This is a genomic window from Paramesorhizobium salinisoli, assembly GCF_003335045.1.
Taxonomy (GTDB): Bacteria; Pseudomonadota; Alphaproteobacteria; order Rhizobiales; family Rhizobiaceae; genus Paramesorhizobium; species Paramesorhizobium salinisoli.
This window is the reverse complement of record NZ_QOZG01000020.1, coordinates 1-23460: the sequence shown is the minus strand read 5'-3', so window position 1 is coordinate 23460 and position 23460 is coordinate 1. Positions and strand designations below refer to the sequence as shown.

Here is a 23460-nt window from a genome sequence, read left to right as displayed (position 1 = left end):
CGTGCCGGAACGGTTGAAGGTCAGCGTGCCGTCATTGAGCACATCGCCCACGATGGAGCCGGCCGTGCCGCCGTCACCCAGCTGCAGCGTCCCCGCCGAGATTTCCGTTCCGCCGGCATAGGTGTTCTCGCCGGTCAGGACGGTCACGCCGCTGCCGATCTGGTGCACCGCGCCCGTGCCGGAGATCTTTCCGGCGAAGGTCATCGTGCCGGAACGGTTGAAGGTCAGCGTGCCGTCATTGAGCACATCGCCCACGATGGAGCCGGCCGTGCCGCCGTCACCCAGCTGCAGCGTCCCCGCCGAGATTTCCGTTCCGCCGGCATAGGTGTTCTCGCCGGTCAGGACGAGAATGCCGTTGCCGGACTTCGTGAGGGCGCCCGGCCCAGCGATCGCTTGGGTGATCGTTGTTGTGAAAGCCTGGGTATCAATGGTGCCGCCGGGCGAGTTGAGCGTGATTGCGCGACTTTGCGACAAGTCAAAAGCGGAATTGAACTGCAATGTGCCACCGGCAAAGGTTAAGCTTCCCGTTGAGGCTCCCAGCGCGTTATCGGCTCCGACCGCAATTGTGCCCTCATTGATATTGGTGCCACCGCCATACGTGTTGGCTCCGCTGAGAATGAGAACGCCGAGGCCACTCTTATTGACCGCTCCGCTGCCCTGGATGAGTCCGCCGTAAGTTCCGTTGCTATTCTGCTGAAACCGCACCAATCCGTTATTGGTAATGACCGGCGTGAGACTGGTCGCTGTGCCTTGCAGGATGCCTGCCGGATCAACCGTCATGGTGCCGGTAAAGGCGGCGTTGTTGCCGCTGACGATGAGAGTGCCCTGCGCCACCGTCACAGCCATATTGCCAGTGATGGTCCCGGTGAGTTCCCAGGTGCCGGAATCATCCTTATTGAGCACCTCGAAGCCCCGGATGGCGCCGTCCATGGACTCGGAGCCGGTGCCTCGCAATGTGATCGTATCGGTTCCGCCGCCGCCGTTCAGCGAGCCCGTGAGCAGCGAGCCGGTGTAGAGGTACAGACGATCGTCGCCTCCGCCCAGGACGAGGTCGCCTCTGACGATGCCGGTTTCCCGGTTGTAAAAGTCGAGCGCGCCGGGGCCGGACGAGCCGATCACGTTACCGCCGCTTGCCGCTTCGATGGTGCCGTAATTGTCGACGGTGTTCCTGATATTGGTGCCGACGTTGTTCTCAAACCAAATAGCGGGGCCGGACGTATCGCTGATCAATCCGTGATTGGTGATGGTGTTTCCGCCACCGATCACATTGACGGCCTCGGCGTTCCTAATCGGTCCGGTGGACAGAATCTGTCCGCCGCTTTCGACAACCAAGCTGCCATTTGCGCGGAACTCGACGGTGTTGTGCCCGAATAGATAATATCCCCCGTCGGGCGAGGTGGTGGCCCTGTTTTGCACTGTGCCGCCGCTGCGCACCGTAATGCTGGCATTGTCGGAAAGGCTGATCGCGCTGGCGTCACCGGTACTGATCGTGGCGCCGCCTTCCACGGTTACGCTACTGCCAACAGGTGTGGTTGCGCCCGTTCCAATGGTCGTGATCCATGGATTGGGAGGGTTTGCATTACAATCCGTAGCGATGCCGACTGTCGTGCAAGCTGCGCCTACCGGAGTCGAACGAAGCGCGACGGCCGAGGCGGTCGCAACGAAGACGGTCGCAAACGCGCAGCGCGAGAGAAGTTCCGAACGCACTTGTCTCAAGCCCATATTCCCGGCTCCCCGGCAGCGACTATTCCCGTAACGGACTTAAGAATTATCACCCTTCTTCTTCTCATCCACATCCCCTTGGATTTGAGCTTTTGATATATTCGCCACCAATATTCAGCCCGCAGACGATCGCCCAACGCTTAGAAAAACGCACAAATACGCAGGTGACAGCGTCCTACCTATACATTTTAACGGCCGCCTCAGCGGCATATTCTTCTGATAACGTCCAGAGTTTACAGCTTGGGTAGGATAGTGATGATTCTTCCGTAGTCCTCATTGAGGATATAGCGCGACCAATCAGGTCAATGTCAATAAATACAACTTCATCTATAAGGAAATCAGGAGGATTTGCACCGGTAATTACTACTTGAACCCAAAACTGAGCGACTGAAGAATATTTTTTACAAGTTCAATATTTTTGTTTCCGGTCATATGCTATGGGATCAGGCATTGTTGGGGTGCACATCATTTCGCAAAGCCTTCGAAGCTTTGCGATCACCGGACCGGCTGAGACGGGTTCAAATGTCCCGCTCATATGTTGATAGCGGCCGGCAGCCACCCTCGCCAGCCGGTCGAATCTGACGGCCGGCGAAAAGGCACCAAAATTTGGAGGAAGTTCAGGGTCTCAGGTCAACACGACGGCAGCACAGGGCGAACTTTTCTTTTCGCTCTTCGGCGCTCGATGCGGTCGAACCGGCCGAGCTTCTTGATGTCGATGTGGATCATCTCGCCGGGATGGCTACGTTCATAGCGCCTGATCGCTTTGCGGGATCGAGGTCCCTCAACCGCATTGTGTGAAACCTGTGCTCCACGTGCTGGCAGTTCATCTTTTAGGCGGTGCAGTGTCAGATGCGACGTCTGGTTGATCCGCTCCGCTGTGAACGCACGATGCTGCTCCAGTACCGGCTTGCGATGGCCGCCCATCTTGGCCGGAGCAACCGAGCCGGTGGCACGATGGCGTTGCATCCATTTGAAAACCACAACGCCAGACCGGGCAGCCACGGCCCGGTAACTCTCACCGCCCAAAACCGCAGCCACCTCACGCGCACGAAGATCATTGGAAAGAGGTCAAGTCATTAGACGCTGCCTTTAGCCCAGCCGGCATCTGCATCATAATTCGCGACCAATTCATATGATTCCGTTAAAGCGTGAACCGTCCTAGGGGAGTGGCGCGCGCCCCTGCGGGTCGAGGCGACGGATGTTCTCGCGACCCTCGCTTCGACGCTCGCCCTGTCATGCGAGGCGATGCGGCTGCATGAGCGGCTGGCGGCAAGCTCGCTTGCGCCCCGATCTGCCCGGGCACAAGGATGGGATTGCCGCACTGACAGGCATCCGGCGGCTCGATCTTTGTTGTTCTGCTACTTTAATTAGGTGCAGACCCACTCACGGATCTTGCACTCGTTGTCTTCGCCCCCACACAGAGTCATCGCCTGCTGCACGGCTTCGCGACGGGTCATTGCCGACGCGGCGCCCCAGAAGGGTGTTTGCGCATGAGCATTCTTACCCACTGAAAGGGCCGCGCAATGCTCGTAAGGAAAGCCCGTGCCGTCGTCATCGTCCCAATGGCGATGGTTGCGGAACACTTTGACTACGCTGCAAGCCTGACCTTTCGCATTCTCGCAGTGCTTGAGCGCGGCATCCTCGGCTTCCTGTCGCTTGTCGGCGCCCCAGAAGAAACCGTGTTGACCGTCCACAGGCGAAAAGGCTATCGCGCCCCAGATGCCCTTTTCCTCGCCCGCCGGCTCAGGCGGCGGCGACACCAAATCCGCGGCATTGCCCATGGGCAGGCTGACAAAGATGGTGATCAGGACAAGCCAAAGACGACGGTATATTTGCATATTGTGCTCCCTAGCTGACGCTGGTCAACGCATCAAGAAACCGGATACTCATCCGGCCATTCTGGCAACGGAGACGACGACACAGCTATTTCCCGTAGGAACGAGAAGAGCCTGACCGCCATCGTTGGCCAGGTTGAAAAGCATTGTGTTGGAAAGGTTGTCCGCCAGCACGCTGCCCTTTGGAAGCGTTTGCACAACTTCCTGGCAAGTCTTCTGGAATGGCGCCACTCGCACGAAACCTCCCTCACAGCCTTTCCCTACGGGCGACGCGAACACCACACCTGCGGCCTGCGCCTTGTAGTCGGGAAGGTCATAGGTCATTCCGGCGACGGCCTGGACGGGATGGGTATCAGGCGATGATGTGTTCCATTGCGTTTGCTCGGTATAGGTCGTGCCAAGCGTCAACGCCTGCCCGAGCGCAGCGAAGACGTTGGCGCAGGTGCTTATACCTGCCTGGCTGGCGTGCTTCTGAAAAGGAGTCTGGTTGGCGGCAGCTGCGCCTGCCTCAGCCGGCTTGCTTTCGGCGGGCGCCTGCGATTGTGCCGAAGCCGTGCCCGCAACAAATTCCCCGAGCCCCGGAAAAAAACGGAACGAGAGGACGACCGCCCCGGCGACCACAACGGCGAACACGCCGGCAAGCGCAACGTATCGCACCGCTCGCCAGACCGGCCGAGGCGCCGATGGCAGTCCCGCCAGCGGCTCGTCAGGCGTCGTGTGCTGCGAAGCGGTCAGTATCCGGTCCTGGATGGATTGGCGGGTCATTTGGTTTCTCGCTAGTTGATGGCCGACAATGCAGTCTTGAGGCCCTTGAGCGGCGCATCAAGACTAACGTTAGTTCCCGAAGGCCCGGAATAGGAAATCCCTACATTGGCCTCGTTTTCGATTTGCTGCCGAAGGATCGGGCCCACGGGCAGATAGCTGAGGCAGATCGTGCTGTCACATGTGCTCAGCTCGACGTCAACGGTCTTTTTCCGTCCCGCGAATGCGAGAGAAATCATGCTTTTCGCGCCGGGTTGCGAGGGCGCGCGCAAGATCATGAAGGGCTTCCCCTTTTCGTCGGCGGCAAGAGACCAGCTGAAGACGAGCTCCCTCTTTTGATCGATGAAGGACTGGCTGACATTGCACACCCTGCGCTTGGCCTGGAGATTCTCGTCGCAGATGAGGTCCCAGTTTTCGAAGGGCCGAATGATCCGCCGATAGCTGCCCAGCGGAATATCCTGGGGCACCACCACCTCCGATGGTTTCAGCCTGTAGGTTTCCATGTCCTGGCCGCCGGCATGCGCGCAGTCAGCCAGGAAAATGGAAGCCCCCGCAAGAAGGACGAGCCCACCCGTGGCAATCCGATATCCGCTATTGATGAATGCCGCGGATGCTCGAGAGAAGCGAAAGCCTTCCAGATATGCCGGACCCCGCCACTTGCCCATGCCGTCGCGATCCTCAGTTCAAGGTGACGCTGAGGCCCGCCCCTACGCCCCATGCGCCGCCTGCGGTCGTACCCGAAACATTTGCGCGGACGCGACCGTTCTCGCTGGTATAACCGGCACCGAATGCGAGCGCTCCCTCATTGCGCCAATAGCCGCCACCGGCCGCCACGCTGAGCTTGCCGGGCCGGTCGTCGTAACGCAGGGAAGCCGCCGCCAGTCCGACCGCCGCAGCCTGACGTGCCTCCTTCCGGATATCACCGATGTCCGTATTGAGCTGGCTGAGCTTGGAATCGGTGTAATCATTGGCTTGCTGCAGCGTTGTTCCAGCCACCTGGTCGGTATAGCTTTTTGCCACGTTCACCTGGTCATTCGTATAGGATTTCGACGAAGCCAATGTGGTCGCCATCCCGTCGTTGAACTGCTTGACATTGACCGCATCATTGTCTTGCACGCCCGCCGCGACATTGCGGATCAGCACAGGGGCGCCCGGGTCGCCGCCCTGCAATGTAATATTGTTGGTCTTGGTGACTGATCCGTCGGGATTGGTGATGGTATCATACTGCACGGAATTGGCGGCGGTCTGCCCGATACTTCCGATCTGGCTCCCCAGGCTGTTGACCGCCTGGTTCGTCGCGTAGAGCTGGCTGCCGTTGATTGCATCCGTGGAGGTATCGCTGATCCGGCCCGCCGCGACATTGGTGATCGTACGCTCGTTGCCGACGTCGCCCACGCTGACCGTGCTCGTCGGAGCCGTGCCCGCGAAGGTGTAGTTGACATTGTTGATGGTGGTGCCGGTGGTCCTCACTGCGACCGCGGTCGTCGAGCCCGCGCCGAGTGCGACACTGCCCGGTTCATTGGCCGTGGCGCCCGCGCCCAGTGCCATCGCCTGGATGCCATTCGACGTTGCATTCGTGCCGAGCGCGATGCCGTCGGCCAGATTGACGGTCGAATTCTGGCCGACGGCAATACCGCCGGGCGCCGTCATCTGGACGATAGCGCCATTGCCCATGCCAATGCCATTATCGCCGTTGACGGTCGTGCGTGGGCCGATCGCCACGGAATCCACACCGACCGCGAGTGAATCCGAGGCGCTGGAATTGGCATGGAAGTACATGGTGCCCGACACTGCAAAAGAGCTTAGCGCGCCCTTCAACTGGCGCAGGGTGACCGCGTCCTGGTCCTCGGTGCCGTCGGCGACATTCGTGATCTGCCGGTAGGACGTGGAATTGCCCACCGATACCGCCCCCAGCAGGGACTTGTCAGTCGTATTGTAGGGTACAATGCCCGTACCTGAGATGATGCTGCCGGAGGTGGACGCGACCGCGCGGTCGGCCACGGATTCCGCGCCGAGCGCCACGGAGCCGTCGATCGTCGATTGGGTGTTCCGGCCTATAGCGAGCGAAGCATCGGCATCTGCCTGTGCGTTCAAGCCCGCCGCGAGGCTGTTATTGCCGGTTGCGACGCTCTGCGGACCGATGGCGACAGAGTCGGTCCCCACCGGGCTGGAATCCGCGAGTGTCGAATTCGCGCGGAAATATTTGATGCCGCTGCCGTTGAGGGCGCTGTCGAAGGTCGTCAGGCTGTTGTTAACGGCGGTGAAGGCGTCGCCTATCGTGGTATAGGTATTGCCTGCGATGGTGTAGCTCGGGTTGCTGACGCTGCCGTCGGGGTTGACGATGGCGCCACCGCCGAGAATGTTGGCGATGCTCAGGGACGTGCCGTAGAGCTGGGAGCCATTGACCGCTTCCGTCGAGGTCGAGGAAACCGTTCCCGGCAGAAGGCCGGTAATGCCAGTGCCATTCATATCAAGGCCAGAGGCGTTGAACACCTGCCCGCTCGACAGTGTCAGACTGTCGGCGGTGAGGGCCGGCGTCGTGGCGATCGTGACGTCCGTTCCGTTGCGCGTGATGGCGATGTTCTGCCCGCTGAGCAGTTGCACCGTCCCGCCCGGCGTAATGTTTGTGGCGGCATCCCCGTTCGCCTGCAGGTTCCAGCCCGCGGAGGCCGTGCTGCTCACCGCGCTCAAGGCGGACTGCACGCTGTTATAGGTCGTGCTGCCGATCGCAAGTCCCGCGGTCACCTGGTTCGTGGTCGGATCATAGACCGAGGTGCCGCCGAGTGAGGTCGCCACGCTGGTGCCGAGCGCATCCAGACCGCCCCCAACGGCCGTGATCGCCTGATTGGTCGCAAAAAGCTGCGAACCGTTGATCGCATCGGTCGAGGTCGAGGAGATCCGGCCCGCCGCCACATTGGTGAGGGTGCGCTCCGCGCCGGGAGCGCCGATGCTCACCGTCGATGTCGGGTTCGTGCCTTGGAAATTGTAGGTCACGCCGTTGATCACGGTGTTGGGCGTGGGAACCGCGACCGCGGTGACGCTGCCCGAACCAAGCGCAACGTCGCCGGCGTTGTTGGCCACCGCCGTGTCGCCGAAAGCGAGCGAGCCGGCAGCCAGCGCGCTTGAGGTGCTGCCGATCGCGACTGAACCCTGGCCGATCACGGTGTTTTGATAGCCGATGCCGACCGCGCCCTGCGCTGCCGTGCCGGCCACACTCACCGCCTGTCCGCCGCCGCCGACCATGTTGGTGTTACCCATCGCCACCGAGCCGTTGCCGGTCGCGGTATTGTCCATGCCCTGCGCCACGGTGCCGTCGCCGGTTGCCGTATTGGGATCGCCGATGGCGACCGCGCCGTTGCCGTTGGCCACGTTGCCGAAGCCGATCGACACCGCCTTGCCGCCCGTTGCCCTCGCATTCGTGCCGATGGCAACCGCATCGGTGGAGTCTGCAGCCGCGCCCAGGCCGACCGCTACCGTATTCGCGGCGGTTGCTGCTGCATTATTGCCGACCGCCACCGAGGAGGCGGCCGTGCTCTGTGCTCCCGAACCGGCCGCAACGGAGCCGAAGCCACTCGACACGGCCGAATTGCCCAAGGCCAACGCGAAGTCGGCCGAAGCATTGGCAACGTTGCCGAGTGCTGCTGAATTTACCCCCGTCGCATTGGCCTGGGGGCCAACCGCAATTGTATTGTCGGCGGTCGCCATGGCGTTGTAACCGATCGACGTCGTCGTGTTGCTGGCGACACCGATGCCTGCATTGGTGCCGATCGCGATATTGTCGTTGCCCGTGACGAGGCTGCCCGCGGAGGCCCGCAGAGTGCCGTCATAGGCGACGGTACCGTCGCCGGTTCCCAAGGCAAGGTTGCGTGCGCCCGTGACGCCCGAGCCGGCGCCTCTCAGGACGCTGGGAATGCCGCCGCCAATGGCGGTGTTCTGCGCGCCACTCACGAGCGTACCAGCTGCGATACCCATCGCAATCGAGCTGGAATTGCCGGTGGTCGAACCAGAGCCCGCTCCCTGCCCGACAGCAACCGTGCTGTTGCCGATGGCCGCCGCTTGCACGCCAAGCGCAAGCGCGCTGTTCCCTGTCGCCCGAGCCGCATTGCCGACCGCGGCGGCGGCAATGCCCGTCGCCTGGCTGGCGCGCCCCATCGCAATGGCATCGACCTGAGACGCTGTCACATCCGTGCCGATGGCGATGGCGCTCTCCGCGAGAGCGCCCGCTCCCGCAGCGGTGCGCCCGCCAATATTGATGGCATTGACCGCGGATGCGACCGACTGGAAGCCGATGGCGACGGCATTTTGCTGGCCGGCAGCCGCTCCCCGACCTCCAGCGAACGAATTGAGGCCGCTGGCGACGGACGCGTAGCCTCCGGCCCACGCAAAGTTGTTGCTGGCGGTGGCGCCGACACCGACCGCGGTGGAGTTCCCTCCCGAAGCCAGGGAGGCGGTGCCCAGCGCGCTGGCCCCGGCCCCAGTGGCGTTGGCGTTGACACCGATCGCCACCGTATTGATGTTATTTGAGATAGCGCCGCCGCCGATCGCCACCGCGCCGCCGGTGCCTGTGGCCTGCGCATCCTGGCCGATTGCCACCCCGTATTGCGTCGACGAAATGGAGCGAGTCCCGATCGCAACGGCATTGACCTGAGATGCCGACGCAGTCGTGCCGATGGCGATTGTACCGCCGCCGGTTGCCGTGCCCCCGCCAGCAGCATATTGCGCATGCGCCGGCGCGGCGAGGCTAAGCGCGATGATTGCGGTCAGTCCGCCGATCGCGCTGGCCGCACGCAGCCCGCCGCCGGCTCCCAGCGTGCCGAGCCCCAATCGGTCTCGCCGCATCCCGAGGATGCGATGCGCCATCCGCATCACCGCCATCAGACGGCGACGCTGCGAGCGGCTGACCTTGTCCTCGCCGTGCATGCAATTACCTGCAAAACAGGCCGGCGAGCGCCGGACGATCATTCCCTGCATGGACATCATCGGGTGAGTATCTCCTCTTGGGCATCGCGCGCATTCAAGACAGGCTCCGCCGAACCTGTCGTCAGCGCATTTTTATTCGAGAACGGCTTGAATTGGGTGGCAGCAATTCCTTGCGCCAGAAGCGCCTCGCCATGCTTGCCGCCGATGGCTTCAATACTGGCCAGCGTGCTCTCCAGCCAGGCGTCGCCTTCTTCGGGCACCGCTTGCAGCGCTCTCGCCGCTCGCTCGGCCGGAATTATTTCCTTGAGATGGGATTCGATTGCCTTGAGGTGGCGGACGGGCGCCTCGCCGGCAAGAAGCACAGCCATGAGACCGTAGACATAGTGGGCGAGAAGCATGTCGCGCTTGAGTTCGGGGAGCCCGCTTCCATACCGCTCTTCAAGAAGCTCAAAGGCCCGCCGCACCCTTTGGCCAACGGCTTCGGAATATGCTTGCCGCGCGTTCTCGGCCGCCTCGCCGCTCATGCCGGCGAATTGTCCGCCATGGCATTGAATGCCGCCCCGCAGTTGAAGAGCCCCAGCCTGTCTTCCGGGTTGCTCATGAATCCCCATACCTTCGCCACCCCAGCTCTCCACGTCCAGCCCAGCCGCGCAGCCTTGCGAAAGAACCATGCTTTCAAGCAGCACGCCCAGGCAGTTTGCCTGCGACTCCTGCATGAGGAAAAATAAGCCCGAATTGCAGTCCGCTGTATTTCAGCTTCTTGCGGTTTTTTTCAGCTTCTGCCGAAAATCAGAGATCACTGAACACAGAGGGAAAGGTTCGGGCCGCATTTTGCAGAAAATGAACGTCGGTATTTCGCAGACATCGAAGCTATTTGCTGCTCCGGCCCTGTATTCTAAACGGCGTTTCTCCTCTGTATTTGCTCATCGCCGAGGTCAGATGACTCTGGCTGGAGAACCCGCTGAGATGGGCGACCTGCACGATCGGCATATTGCGGCGAGCAAGCAGCATTTCGGCATAGGCAAGGCGCAGGCCCAGGAGATAACGATAAGGCGATTGTCCGAATGTCGCCTTGAAAGCGCTTACAAAATGGCTGGGAGAAAGTTCGCACACCGCAGCGAGATCAGCCAGGGTCACCTTTCGTGACAGATTCTCCTTCATGAAGGCCTGGGCGCGCTTCGCATTGTAGCTTGAGAGCCTGCCTTGCGCCTTCGCTGGCGGTCCATCGGACGCCTGTACGCGCAACAGATGGACACTGAGCTGCGTCAACAGTGCATCGACATAGCGCAGGTTGGCTCTCTCCTTTCGAAGAAGCTCCGCTTTCATCATCTGGGCGATGCCGAGCGCGAAGGCATCGGCCTTGACCAGCGCGGGCCATTGCGGCTCCACCGCGCCGATTTCGCATGCAGCCAGATCTTGCAGATAAGAAGGCTGCAAGGCGATGATTGCGCTTTCTTTCACCGAGGACCAGCTGGCAAAGCCACTGACATTCGCCGGAATGGTCACGACGGTGCCCATCTGCACGTCGACGCCCTGCCAGCAGCTGCTTCCAAAGGTGAATTCCATTTTGTTCACGGGCGCGAGAACAATCTCGATCAGATGCATGTTCCCGGTGAAGGCCAGCGAACCGGGCGCCTGCACAAAATGGGCAATTCCACCATGGCCCGTCATCAATCGAGAACCGGCATCCTCTGGAATGAGATCGAGCATATTTCAGCACCGATCCGGCTGGATGCATCGAGCCCTTGGTCGACTCGATAGATCGATGAACACTCGATGCGCGGACGATGTCTGCGCGAATCTTCCTTCAAGCATATATTTCACATATATAGGTATATTCTGCATATATCGGACAGTAACATCGATTTTAATATTCTTGAGATGACCGCAAATACGCGGAAATATCAGATGGATCAGACATATTTCTTGAAATATGCTGATTATCTTCATCCTATTACCGGTAACGAGCAGAAAAACAAATTCACCATCCTGGAAACTACTTTGATCGCTTCTGGTTAAAAAAGGTGCGATTTAAGCCATCGCTCATCATCAAGGCAATATTAGAGCACGCTAACGGTGTAAACTGATCTTAAGTTGAAACTTCACTGACACGCACAATGTCCGCTCTATGACCGTGCCATGGCGCGGCGGACATCGAGAAGAACCGGATTGCCCTTTACAGCCTTGCTTGCCGAGTCGCGCGTGAGGGAGCGGCGGCGTTGCCCCCCCGTGTTCGGTGGTGGCCACGAACGCATCGCGTAGCCGCTGGCCGCAGACGCATTGGGGGAAGCGTTCAAACGGGAACAGTTCAGCAGGGCTACGTGTTCGTTGCCTTGATCTACTTTCTGATCTGCTTCGGCATATCCAATTACAGCCGCTGGCTTGAAGGCCGCGTTCAATCCCGGAGATATCGATGATGACTACTCGACCTAACGCCATCGAAGTCTCCGCCCTCGACAAGTGGTATGGAAACTTCCATGTGCTGAAGAACATCGACCTGGGCGTTGCAGCGGGAGAGTGGATCGTCGTTTGCGGACCTTCCGGCTCCGGAAAATCGGCCCTCATACGCTGTGTCAACAGGCTGGAAGAGCACCAGCGCGGTAGCATTTCGGTCAACGGTATCGCGCTGAACGATAGCGTCAAAAAACCTTGATGCAATCCGGCGCGAGGTCGGGATGGTGTTCCAGCACTTCAATCTCTTTCCGCACCTGACAGTAAAGGAAAATTGCGCCCTGCCCCAGATTCTTTCCTGCGGAAGGCGCCGCAGGGATGCCGAAAATATGGCAATGCACTTCCTGGGAAAAGTGCGGATTCCAGAGCAGGCGAACAAATACCCGGTCATTTATCCGGAGGACAGCAGCAGCGCGTTGCAATTGCCCGAGCGCTCTGCATGATTCCAAAGATAATGCTGCTCGACAAGCCGACCTCGGCACTTGACCCGGAGATGGTGAAAGAGGTTCTCGACACCATGATCACCCTCGCTGAAGAAGGGATGCCCTTCACATCAGATCGCTCTAAATGTCCCTTTGAACCGCGCCGGATTTGGGCTTGGCCTGGGAACAAATCCAACTCCAAATCCGAATAATCTGCCAATCTTCTCCAAAGTCTCCAGCGTCGGATTTGCGGCACCAGCTTCAATCTCGGCAACTTGGCGCCTGGTAAGACCCAACGAACGCGCAAACTCCTCTTGAGTCATGCCGAAACCTTTGCGGATTTCCGCGACGGCGTCGGGTAAACGCAAGTCGCCGTTGCGCGCACGCAAGGCCAGTGCTCGGCGGTTTTCAAGTACCTGCTCTTTCGTGGGCTTCTTCCAACGGGCCATATGTCAGCTCACATTCCGCTTCATGAGTAGGCTGCCAAAACACTATCCGTGATTTCAATACAGCGGGTCATCGCTCGCTGCAGAATTTCGCGGGGAGCGCCCGCGTCTTTCGCCATGTTCGGCGCCTGTCGCAATCGTTCAGCGAATGCGGAAAGTGCGGCCGCAATAACTTTTTGTTCGTCAGGATCGGTCGTCACCTCCGTGCAAATCCGCTTCCAATCCGGAAGGTGATCGAGACCTTCGTCACGCATTATGGCCCACCGTGTAGAGCGAACGATTCCCTCTTTGGCCAGCCGCATAGGCGCGAAATCGAATAACGGAGACAGACGGATAGTACCGTCCTGATGCTTGCTGAGAGCCGTGTTCCGGCCGTGATTATCGGGGTTGCCGAGCGCCAGGTTGGCAATGTCGCGCTTCAGGTATTCCACGATGTCCGAGAAGGGATCGGCCGAGTATCGGCGTAGAGCGTCGATATAGGCCTCATGTGTGCCAACATGTCCGAAATCGGCAATACCGATTGCGGACACCAGGCTTTCCTGTCCCAGCCGCATGGTACCGCCGCAATCTTTCTTCTTGCGGTCGAAACGCGGGATGATCAGCACGCCTTCGGCATAGGTCGACGGTTCGCTGACATTCAGGCCGATCTCGTCGGCAATCCGCGAATAGAGCGCTTCGCCTTCGAGAATCAGTCGGTCCACAGGCTCATTGCTGCGTACCAGCTTGACGATGACGTGGCGCACGGCCTCATCATCGGTCACGAAACTGTCAGGATAATAGAGCCCGTCATTCGCCTGGGTCATGGAGACCTTCGGCCATTCGCCTTGCAGGCCACTTGAGCCGGAGGCGAGCATGCCAAAGCGATCGGCCACTTCCATGAAGCGATCCGATCGCTCGAGGATTTCCAACTCTGTGACCCCTTGGCGCTGTACGCCGCGAAGTCGCTCCGCTTCGGCGTCGTTGGCTTCTTTAATTCGGATATTGCCTATTCCGCCGGTCGCCGATCGGAGAAGCAGAGGAAGATCGGAAGCACGTGACCCTTCGGCAAGCCCGAGGTGTTCGGCAAGCTTTCGCCTCGCATGTCCCTGTGGCATCAGGTCCAAAAGGAATGGCGGCCAGTTGCGGCTATGTCGGGTTTCAAGGTCCACGGGATAGCGAACCGACAATGCACGATTGGCGCTGACCGGTTTCCCCGCAGCGAACTCCGCCGAAGCCATAGTGACAAAGTAGTCAAGATCGTAATCCACGATCGACGGGCCCTGAAAGCCGGCCGCATCGTCCTTGAGCTCGAGCGTCGCGGCGTGATGCCACTCACCGTCAAAATGGCTTTGGAGCGTTAGTCGCATTAATTGACCTTTTCAATGGATCAAATAATACGCTTAAATGAGAAAATCAACCCATTGAAATGGATCAATAACTTGGCGCCTATCTATGCTGACTCTATGCCTGTCAGAGATAGCCTCCAAACAGCCCGCCTCTATTTCAAATCGCACGGCCCCTGCAGCGCTTTTAAGCGCCTGCCGCGCCGCGAAGAGCATCTCGGTTGCGATCTCACCCGCCTACCGGCAAAATCCTCGATATACGGGTATCAACACCCTTTGCGGCTCTTCTTCGGGTATGTATCCGTACCCGACAACCCGATGCTAGGGCGCAATCATCCGTTCTGAAAGGCTTTCAGACGCGCTCCACGAGCCAACCGGTGGATTTACCAGCGTCAATGCCTGGAAGACGGTGGATTTGAACCAAAGCCCGAAGCAAGCGGGGAACGGGGCCTGATGGACGGACAGTAGCAAGGAGAAACATGTGATGCGACGTAAAACGGGAAGATCAAGATGGCCCCATCGAGGGCGTCGTCCTGAATGGGCGGACGACAAAGCTAACCGCTATAATATAGCAGAATAATCATTCAATAACTGAATACTAACTATCTGATAATCCAAATACAAAAACATGTTATATTCCGCCATAAGTCAAGCAGACCAACGAAATCAAAAATGATGTCTCGACAATTATTTTGTAAATGCCATCATATTTTTGGTAATCAGCATTATTAAGGTGAAAGTGGAGCTTATCATGGCTTGGAGTGGAGAAACAGTCGGAAAGGTTACGGTCCTCAACGGCCTGACCGATGGAACGGGAAATGCTTATATTACAATACATGAGACCAATGGAACCACGCGAAACTGGCAATTTGCTGACGCTACATTCGGCCTTGGACAGTCATTTGCCCTAGACATACTTTGGGATTCGCTTCTGAATGGCACCGAGATCACTATAGATGGCTACCAATATGGAAATGTTCCTGATTCTTTTTGGATCAGTTCAGTTAAGAAATCGAACAGTTGATGCAAGATCGTTCATAAAACACAATACCGACTCATATTTATATAGCCATCACGCTTCTGAGTATGTGTGACTTCAGGTAAGATGGGAATCTTCATGATCTGGCAGGGAAAAGTTACTGGTAAAGTTACTGGAATCGTCGGCATGACCGATGGAACACATAGAACTTATGTTACATTTCTGGAGACTAACGGCACGAATAGGGATTGGGAAATTAGAGATACAAAAATAAGTCTTGGCGTAGCAATTACTTTGAATATACTTTGGGACTCTCTAGTGAATAGAATTCAAATTAATATGAATGGATACTCAGATGATGACTCCACGGGAACTGTTTGGTGGATTACATCAGCAACAACATGGATTACAGGAAGTAATAGAAAATAAAAATTTCAATACTATAGCTCAATTCTGAGTTATTGCTCTTTTCAAAAGAAAAGGAGATTAACTTGACCTCAATCGTGTATTCAGGATGGGTATCGGGGATATTCGCATCTGTAAATGAACAAAATAATACACAAATAGCATTTCTTTCAGCGAGTGGAGGAAAAGTGTTAAATATATTACACAATACTTTTGCTACGGGTACGGATCTAGCAGAGAGAATAATATGGTACTCATTCCTAAATGCAGCCATAATTTTCCCTGGCTTCACGGAGAATTCCCAAACAAAATCACTTGATGGAGTAACACTACCTAAGTCCGCAATAAGCTCAAACGCGCCGACTCTGATCAGCGGAGACGCTCCTCAATTTGACGAACCTTCTGAGGAAGCCCCTATTATCCTATGCACAGTTGCCGCGATCAAAGGCGAGACCAGTAGTTCTCGCACCGCAACGATTTCAGTCATAAAAGACGGCGATAGCACCACGACGGATTTCAAGTTCGTCACTCCCGATTTCGACGTAGGATCATCGTTTGCTAGATTGATACTGGATTGGGCACTTCAGAATAGGTCAAAGAAGGTGAGACTTTATGCACATCAAGTCAACGACGATTGGGTTATAGATGCCGTAAAAGTCCAAAACATGGGCGCAAACTGACGAACAAGATTAATCATCGCTTGTCGCGAGGCCGGAATCCGCATTTGCGACATTTGGCTGTGTTGATCATTGCGCTTTCTTTTCTGCGCTGCATTCCCTAGTCTTACTGAGTCACAAAATCCGGGGATTCGCGCTTGGCCATAATGTGTTAGGCCGCAGACTCATAGCGGCCAGGTCGCGAATGGCGTTGCTGTCAAGCGCGATCTGCGAGCAGAATCGCGTCTGGCTGAAGGGTGTCAAGCATGGCGACGGCGGACTTGCCGTCGTGTGCCTGTCTGGCTGTCAGGACGAGAATGCCGTTGAGAACCTTGCGGTCGTCAACACGGGCCACACCACTAACCTTATTCGGAAGGTGAGGCTGGATTACGCTCCACTCGAAGTCGCTCAGTTCGAAACGGCGCATTCAAAACTCCAAAAGGAGCCTTGAATCAGAACCCGGCAAAAAAACGATACTCAATTTATGAGTTTGCTGTCAAGCTGGCCCTCAACGGGTTGATCGACGGAGATCCGGAGCTTGTCCAGGAACATTGAACCCGGATCGCCTCATGGGGCAGGCCAATCGGTGACCCCAGCTTTCCTGCTGAGGGCACAGCGGCCAATCACGGGACTCATGGCAATCGAAAAAAAGCGAGGCGCTTCGGGGTGAAGCGCCTCGCCATTCGGCCGGTCCGATCGGATCGGTGTTTCGCCGGATTACTCAATCTCGGCAGAGCTTGCCATCATCACCACTTGACTCTGAGTCCGAGATTGCCGCTGATCTTGTAGCTGTCGGCGAAGTTCTCGAGGCTGGTGTCGAGCGAAACGTCACCATAGAGCGCATATCTGCCGTCGGCCCAGCTATAGGTGCCGCCGGTGCCGATGCCGCCCCAGGTGGGATCGTTCTCGCTGGCGAAGCTCACACCCGCCACCTCGATCTTGCTGCCCTCCTGGAACTCGTGATGCAGATTGGCGATGACATAGATATCGGCTCGTGTGAGCCGGCCCTGCTTGTCCCGCCAGGCCTGGCCGTAATCGACGGAGATGCCGAGCCGGCCGCGGAGGCTGTCGCTCTTGTTATGCGAGACCTGAACGCCAAAGGAATCATTGAAGCCATCGAAATCCACCTGCGACCAGGTGAACTGCGCCTGCGGCGTAATCGTCCAGGCGGGCGTGAGCGCGAAGCGCTTGCCTGCCTCGAGGCTCAGCGCGTAGCCGAAGCCGTCATTGCTGCTGGCAAGCGTGCGGTGTGCGGTCTCGGAGCTGAGATCATTGTGGTACCAGGTCGCCTGGGCCTGGCCATCGAGATAGAGCCCATCCTCGCCATAGAAGGTGAGCGTGCCGCCGAAGCCATAACCATCGACATTGATGCTGCCACGCCCATGCACCGCGCCGATATCGGCCTTGGCGTGGCCGTAATGCACGGTCAACCCGCCGATCAGGCTGCCGGCTTCGCTTTCATAGAACTGCCCATCGATGCCCGCCTGCAGCTTGACCATGTCGATATCGTATTGGGTGGCGCTGGTGGAGTATTTCGGCTCGAAGCGGCCATGTGCCCCTTCGATGCGGCCCCAGACGGTGGAGGCGGTGTCGATCGCCGCACCGGCTTCGGGTGAAGGCACTGTCTCCACCGCGCCCGGCCCGTCGCCTTCTGCGAGCATGGGATTGGCCGCCCCGGTCCAATAACGGTTGCCGGTGCGCTGGCGCAACGTGCCGACAGCGTTCAGTTCCTGCAGCACATGCGCATAGGCTTCATAGACCGGCACGCCCGGCTGGAAATGCGGCGGGCATTCTCCGCCTTGGCACGACGACACCAACCCCGAGCGCAGATACCAGTCACCATCCTTGGGATCGGCGACGCCACCCTTGTAGAGCCGGTAGGCGTAAGCGCCACCGACCACCGCCGGATCGCCCTCATAGGTGTAGTCGCCCTGGAGCGTGAAACTGCCGTTTGAGGCGCCGCCGACATCGACGATCTTGATGCCATTGGTGGTCTGCGCGCCACTGCCGCCGAGATTCGTCACTTGCACATTGGTCGTGCCCGCTGTGGCTTTCGTGATGACGAGCATATCCGTCGGTGAATTGTCATCGCCGAGCACGGCCTCGATGGCAAGCATGCCGCCCTGCCCGATGTAATCGCCGTCGACCGTCAGCGTGCCGATGGAGTTGCCCGGCGCGATGGTACCGCCGGCGGCGTTCAGCGTCGTGCCGACGGTGCCGGTGCCCTGCAACTGTCCGCCAAACACATCGATCATGCCCCCGAGCCTGGTATTGACCTCGAGAATGCCCTGATTGACCTTATGAACGCCCGTCAGGCCGGAATAATCACCGTCCAGCGTCGTCTTGCCGGTTCCCATCTGGTCAAAGCCGCCGCTGCCGGTAACGGCATTCTTGAAGATGACATCGTCGGAGCGGTTGAAGGCGAGCGTGCCATCATTGGTGATCGCCCCCTCGACGCTGCCCGTAGTACCGCCTTCGCCGAGTTGCAGTGTGCCCTCGTCGATCGTCGTGCCGCCGGTGTAGCTGTTCTTCCCCGCCAGGATCAATGTGCCGGTTTCGGTTTTGACAAGCTTTCCTGATCCGGTCAGTTCCGAGGCGATCGTCGCGATTGTCCCGCTCGTGCGCGAGCCAAGCCCGGTGCGTATGATTGTTTCCGCCGCGCCGAGCCTGATCGCATCGCCCTCGATCCGGAAGCCCTTGACCGCAAACTGCATGCCGGAGACCACGATCTGGCCTCCGCTGTCGTCGACCGTCACAGTGCCGGAGGGAAGATTCTTGAAGATGGCGAAGTGGTCGTTCGCCCATTTGCCGTCCACGGTCCCCGGCGAACCGTTGGTCCAGTTGTTGTTGGCGACGTTCCATGTACCGCTGCCGCCTTTCCAGTAGTTCAAGACAACACCGTTGGTGCTGATCAGATTGACCTCTTTGGCGGTACTCGTGTCCACTCCCAGGTCGGCGGGATCGATCCCCGCGGGCAGGCTGCCCAGTTCGAGCCCGTTGTCGATGAGCGCGCCCGCATAGTCGAACAACCGGTAGAGGCCCGGAATGAAGCCGCCCGAAGATTCGATGTTAAGCAAACCGTCCAGCGTCAGATCGCCTGTGACCTTGAAAAGGCCGGGATCCGACGCCGTCTCCGGCGCGCCGAGCAAAACGTCGACATTGGACGCGCCCGAAAGATTCAGATCGCCGTTGATGGTGAGCCGCTCGCCCTGCCGCCCGAGAAGCGTGCCGCCATCTGCAATGGTCGTCGTGCCGACGGTGCCATAGCCGCCGAGCTGCCCGCCCGAAGCGACATGCATCGTGCCGCCGAGCGAGGCATCTGCATACAATATGCCGTCGGAAACGGTGGTCGATCCGGTAAAGCCGCTGCCGCTACCGGTCAATGTCAAGGTGCCACCCCCATCCTTGAACAGCGGGCCGGACCCGGCCACCGGCCCGGAGATCGTCAAATCGCCGTTCGGATCGGTAAGGAAGGTGCCTCCGCCGACATCGACTGTCACGCTGCGCGATGAGGTCATCGTCCTCGTGCTCTGCAGCGTGCCGCCGTTGAAAGTCAGGGCGCCCAGCGTTCCGCCACCGCACCCGAGATTGCAGTCGAAGCCCACCGACAGCGTGCCGTCATTGAGGACAGTCCCGCCGGAATAGCTATTCCCAGTATTGGAGAGGATCAGCGTGCCGGCGCCCTCCTTGATGAGACGTCCTGTCCACGAAAGCTCGCCGCCCAGTGTCACGTCGGCCGCCGAAGCGGTGTCGATCGTACCGTCCGTGTAGAATGTCACGGGACCGGCGTAATTGGTCGTGCTGGTGACGAGCAGCTTCGCCGTGCTCCCGCCGCCCTGAACGGACGTATCGAAGGCGAGCCCGCCCGAGCCGAGATTGTCTCCCGAGGCGATCGACACCGTGCCGTCCCCAATGACGACTTCGCCCGAAAAGCCTGCGGCGTTGCCCGCATTGGCCAGCACCAGGGTACCGGCGCCCAGCTTGGTGAGCGCGTCTGTGCCGCTGATCGCCTCCGAGACCGTGAAAGACGAATTCGCGACATCGATAGCGCCGCCGCCCGTGCCGAACGTGAGATTGCGCGAGGTCGATGTGTAACCGCCCGTCACTTGCAATGTGCCGCCGGTGAACGTCAGCCCCCCGGTTGACGCACCGAGATTGCCATCGGCGGATGCCGATATCGTACCGTCCTTGATGGTTGTGCCACCCGTATAGTCATTGGCGGCATTGGTGAGCACCAGCGTGCCATTGTCGTCCTTCACCAGGCCGCCCGATCCGGTCAGCTGTGAGGCGATGGTCGCGGTGAGGACGGTTCCGACGGGGCCGGTGCCCACACGGATGTAGCTGTCGGCGTCCTGAAGCGCGATCGAACCGTTCTCGATACGGTAGCCATCAATGGCAAACTGCATGCCGGAGACGGCGATCGCGGCGCCTACCTGCACCACACCGGCGGGAGTATTCTGAAAAATCGCGAAATTGCCGTTGGTCCATATGCCTTGGTTCGTCCCCGGCACGCCATCGGTCCAGTTATTATTGGCAAGGTTCCACGTGCCCGAACCACCTTTCCAATAGTTAAGGGTAACACCGCCGCTGTTGACGAGATCGATCTCGCCCGCCGCCACATTTTGCACCGTGAGATCGCCCGCGTTGACGCCGGAGGGCACCGAACCGATGTCCATCGTGTTGTCGGTGAGGGCACCGGTATAGTTGAACAGGCGATAATGACCGGGAATGAGGGTGCCGGTATCGGCAATGTTCAGCGTGCCATCGAGGGTCAGAGGCCCGGTGACGTCGAAAAGTTCGGTCGTGCTCGGCGTCTGGAGGGTGACATTCACAATCGCCCCACTTTCGAGCTTGAGGCCGCCGTTGAAGGTGAGCTTCGAGCCGGCTTCGCCGACCAGGATGCCGCCCGACTGCACGGTCGTGTTGCCGACCGTTCCATTTATACCGTTGAGCGTAGCGCCATTCTTCACCGTCATGGAACCGCCGATCTTGCCGTTCACCGTGAGCGTATCGTCCGAGACCGTGATCGAACCCGCAAACGCGCTGCTGTCGCCCGTTTGCGTCAGCGTGCCGGCACCGATTTTGTCGAGTGTCCCGGTTCCCGTCAGGGCCCCGGACAAGCTCATGTCGTGACCGTTCGTATCAATCGTTCCAGTGCCCGTGTCGACCTTGAAGGCGTTCGAAAATGCAAGATTGTCAACATCCGCCTGCAGCGTGCCGCCGGTGAACGTCACGAGGTCGAGCCCGCTCGAAGGCCCGTTGGCGACCCATTTGCCCCTGTTCTTCAGCGTCACGCCGATGCCGGAAGGCCCGGTGGTCGACCCCGTCCAGATTGTTGAGGAATCGGAGACGAGCACGTCCGCGCTCGACCCGGCGGCTTCGACTGTGAGGGTGCCGGTCCATGCCGAACCGCCATAGAGATTGACCGCCGCCTTCTGGGCGAGGCTGTTTTGCGGCCCTTTCACGAGAATGCCGCCGGTCATCGTCGAGGCTGTAGAATTGATGGTGAGCGTGCCCGCGGAGTCCCCAACGAAGCCGCCGGCCAGGGCAGTCACGCTGGCGAGGGAATCTGCAGCGGCGGGGTTGAAGGCCGTCAGCACGCTGCGGTTGTTCAGGTTCACGATATTCGTGCCGCCCGCCACGGTTATCACCTGTCCCTCGTTTTTCGTGGTGATCGTGCTGTTGTTGAAGGAAAGCGTATTGATGCCCGGTAGATAATTGGGGTCGCTGATCATAGACACGGCATTGTAGATTTTGCTCGACACAGCATAGCCCGCCTTCAACGTCGCGTTCTGTATGTCGATGGTGCCGTCAGTCACCATTACAATTAAAGGAGAATTTACAGAAGCGGCATCGACCGTCAGATCGACATCCAGCCCGGCGGCCCCGACCTTGATCGAGCCGCCGCTTCCCGGCCCAGTGCCGGGGAAGTTGAGCGAGTACGTATTAGTCTGGAACACTGCCCCAATAAAATCAGTGCCCCTGATCGTTCCGCCGCCGTTGATTTCGATCAACCCGGGGCCGGTTACCTGCGCAAAAACACCCCGCTGGCCGACGTTGGTTCCTGTTAGAGGGCCGGTGTTGATGGCGCCCTGGACGAGGATTCGAGAACTGTCCTCTGCAAGGAAGATCGACGCCACCGAATTTACATCCTGAACAAAGGTGGTTGCACCACCTACTGTAATCACGCCCGAATTTAGTGCATGATAGACGTTTGGGGGGACGGGGTTGCCTGGATTTCCAGAAACCGATACGCTTACATTTCCTCCCACTGTGATGCTGCTGTTCTGGCCATTTGCCATAAATATGTCCTGGGAAGAAGTCGCTACACCGCTACTAGCTCTGAACGTCCCTCCTCCATCAAGATTGATGGCGCCGCCATTGATTGCCCGGAAAAAAATTGGGCGCGACTGGGAGCCGCCAGCGAGATCAGTATAACCAATAGTTACCGGGTTTCCCGAAAGGGAATACCACTTGTTGCCGGCCCCGTCCGCATTATAGCAGGGCCAGCCGATGCAAGGCACTGCCGGAGAGGGAATTTGCTCATTGCCGGATGCATCCCTCGCCAGCGCCGCCTCGGGCGCGAGGAGACTTACGGAGACCAAAGCCGACAACGCCACCCCGTTGAGATAGCGCCGCCGCAGGGCCGCGAGACCCTTTCTGAGCAGGCCGGCCTCCGGGACATAGGTGCTTTGGAAAAGCCGCTTCATCGTCAACCTCCTTGCGTCGCAACGCATATATTGAAAGTCCGGCCCGGATCGAGCGCAAAATATAACAATACTTGATGCAGATTCACGTATTTACGCAAACTTCCAGCAATCAACCGATATAACAAAATATATATAAATTTCTACATAAATCGTAAACAACACAAGATTTTTAAAATAACGAAATTTCTTCAAAGGGATTGCCCAAAATAACCGCGCTTTCAACCTAGCCGGATCGCGATTCACTACTTCACAGATGAAGCGGTGACATATCTGATTTCTTTGGTTTTCCGATGCGAAATAGGATCAGACCCAGCCAGTGCTTCCGACCGGCGTACGGGGCAAGCCCGGCACGGATGATTGTCATGTGCTGCGGCGACGTCGGGCGGACTGCGCCAATCTCCATGGGCCGGGAAATTACTATTGTGTCCTGCTCATGCCGCCCGGGAGCGTTCTTGTTTCGACGGAATCGCGAGGCGCGCCCCTCACCGGCCGCTTCGCGGCCACTTCTCCCCTCGGGGAGAAGGTGCCTGAGCAAAGCGAAGGCGGATGAGAGGCCTCGCGGTATGGTCCATTGAATGACATTTCCACAATCAGTTATCAGACTGACAAACCGTAAACTCTTTTTCCCAACGCCTATTGCCTTCAAGCAACTTTTTGAAAGAGGATAAGCACGTCACATCGAGATACCGCCTAAAAAGCATTAATAGATACGAATAGAACTACATTGATAGAAACCAAAATTTATTGATTGAAACAACGATGTGGCGACATGGTTGCATACCATGGACAAGCAGAAGGATTCCGACATTGATCAGACCCGGAGAGTGTCG

General features: G+C 58.4%; 13 protein-coding genes and 5 pseudogenes. 4 read left to right on the top strand and 14 right to left on the bottom strand.

The genetic code is table 11. The annotated features are described in order from the left end of the window. From DUT91_RS22915 to DUT91_RS22875, 9 genes and pseudogenes are all read right to left on the bottom strand, one after another. Window positions 1-1506: autotransporter-associated beta strand repeat-containing protein (locus tag DUT91_RS22915; RefSeq protein ID WP_200835072.1), on the bottom strand; the 1506-nt coding region annotated here is incomplete at its 3' end. Window positions 1507-2394: 888 nt separating this feature from the next. Continuing rightward, window positions 2395-2510: pseudogene (locus DUT91_RS27560) on the bottom strand (IS481 family transposase); the annotation flags it as partial. Continuing rightward, window positions 2506-2760, bottom strand: a pseudogene (locus tag DUT91_RS22910) (IS630 family transposase); the annotation flags it as partial. The pseudogenes DUT91_RS22910 and DUT91_RS27560, both read right to left, overlap by 5 nt. 329 nt (window positions 2761-3089) lie before the next feature. After that, on the bottom strand, window positions 3090-3503 hold the full coding sequence (locus DUT91_RS22905; protein WP_245419934.1) for a DUF4189 domain-containing protein: 414 nt from the start codon (window positions 3501-3503) through the stop codon (window positions 3090-3092). A 105-nt stretch (window positions 3504-3608) separates the two neighbouring features. Further along, window positions 3609-4322 (bottom strand): hypothetical protein, encoded by a 714-nt coding sequence (locus DUT91_RS25885; RefSeq protein WP_160113695.1) that lies wholly within the window; start codon window positions 4320-4322, stop codon window positions 3609-3611. Window positions 4323-4333: 11 nt separating this feature from the next. After that, the gene (locus tag DUT91_RS22890) at window positions 4334-4984 is read right to left on the bottom strand and encodes an invasion associated locus B family protein (RefSeq protein WP_114442765.1); all 651 of its coding nucleotides are present in this window, start codon (window positions 4982-4984) and stop codon (window positions 4334-4336) included. A 13-nt stretch (window positions 4985-4997) separates the two neighbouring features. Continuing rightward, window positions 4998-9299 carry a YadA-like family protein gene (locus tag DUT91_RS22885; protein WP_245419930.1) on the bottom strand — a complete coding sequence of 1434 codons (4302 nt, stop codon included), beginning with the start codon at window positions 9297-9299 and terminating at the stop codon, window positions 4998-5000. Then, window positions 9296-9763 (bottom strand): hypothetical protein, encoded by a 468-nt coding sequence (locus DUT91_RS22880; RefSeq protein ID WP_147272247.1) that lies wholly within the window; start codon window positions 9761-9763, stop codon window positions 9296-9298. The genes DUT91_RS22885 and DUT91_RS22880 overlap by 4 nt, the downstream gene beginning before the upstream one ends. Before the next feature lie 346 nt (window positions 9764-10109). After that, window positions 10110-10949, bottom strand: coding sequence for a helix-turn-helix transcriptional regulator (locus DUT91_RS22875; RefSeq protein ID WP_114442763.1), 840 nt, complete (start codon window positions 10947-10949; stop codon window positions 10110-10112). A 706-nt stretch (window positions 10950-11655) separates the two neighbouring features. On the opposite strand from DUT91_RS22875, the pseudogene DUT91_RS22860 reads away from it, so the two are divergent. Next, window positions 11656-12234 (top strand): annotated as a pseudogene (locus DUT91_RS22860) (amino acid ABC transporter ATP-binding protein); the annotation flags it as partial. 9 nt (window positions 12235-12243) lie between these two features. Here DUT91_RS22860 and DUT91_RS22855 read toward each other — a convergent pair. From DUT91_RS22855 to DUT91_RS26910, 3 genes and pseudogenes are all read right to left on the bottom strand, one after another. Further along, window positions 12244-12561, bottom strand: a complete 318-nt coding sequence (locus tag DUT91_RS22855; RefSeq protein ID WP_114442761.1) for a helix-turn-helix domain-containing protein — start codon at window positions 12559-12561, stop codon at window positions 12244-12246. A gap of 20 nt (window positions 12562-12581) precedes the next feature. Continuing rightward, window positions 12582-13466, bottom strand: a complete 885-nt coding sequence (locus DUT91_RS22850) for a type II toxin-antitoxin system HipA family toxin (protein ID WP_245419932.1) — start codon at window positions 13464-13466, stop codon at window positions 12582-12584. A 75-nt stretch (window positions 13467-13541) separates the two neighbouring features. Further along, window positions 13542-13775: pseudogene (locus DUT91_RS26910) on the bottom strand (HipA N-terminal domain-containing protein); the annotation flags it as partial. Window positions 13776-14631: 856 nt separating this feature from the next. Between DUT91_RS26910 and DUT91_RS25625 the strand changes: the two are divergent. From DUT91_RS25625 to DUT91_RS25615, 3 genes are all read left to right on the top strand, one after another. Next, window positions 14632-14904, top strand: coding sequence for a hypothetical protein (locus tag DUT91_RS25625; RefSeq protein ID WP_147272246.1), 273 nt, complete (start codon window positions 14632-14634; stop codon window positions 14902-14904). A gap of 93 nt (window positions 14905-14997) precedes the next feature. After that, entirely contained in the window at window positions 14998-15288 is a 291-nt protein-coding gene (locus DUT91_RS25620; RefSeq protein ID WP_147272245.1) for a hypothetical protein, read from the top strand. Window positions 15289-15350: 62 nt separating this feature from the next. After that, complete coding sequence (locus DUT91_RS25615) at window positions 15351-15944, top strand: hypothetical protein (RefSeq protein WP_147272244.1); 594 nt, start codon at window positions 15351-15353, stop codon at window positions 15942-15944. 289 nt (window positions 15945-16233) lie between these two features. Here the strand turns inward: DUT91_RS25615 and DUT91_RS26905 are convergent. Both DUT91_RS26905 and DUT91_RS22840 read right to left on the bottom strand, forming a co-directional pair. Next, a pseudogene (locus tag DUT91_RS26905) lies at window positions 16234-16347 on the bottom strand (IS5/IS1182 family transposase); the annotation flags it as partial. A gap of 319 nt (window positions 16348-16666) precedes the next feature. Next, entirely contained in the window at window positions 16667-22060 is a 5394-nt protein-coding gene (locus DUT91_RS22840) for an autotransporter outer membrane beta-barrel domain-containing protein (RefSeq protein WP_160113694.1), read from the bottom strand. Window positions 22061-23460 lie beyond the last annotated feature (1400 nt).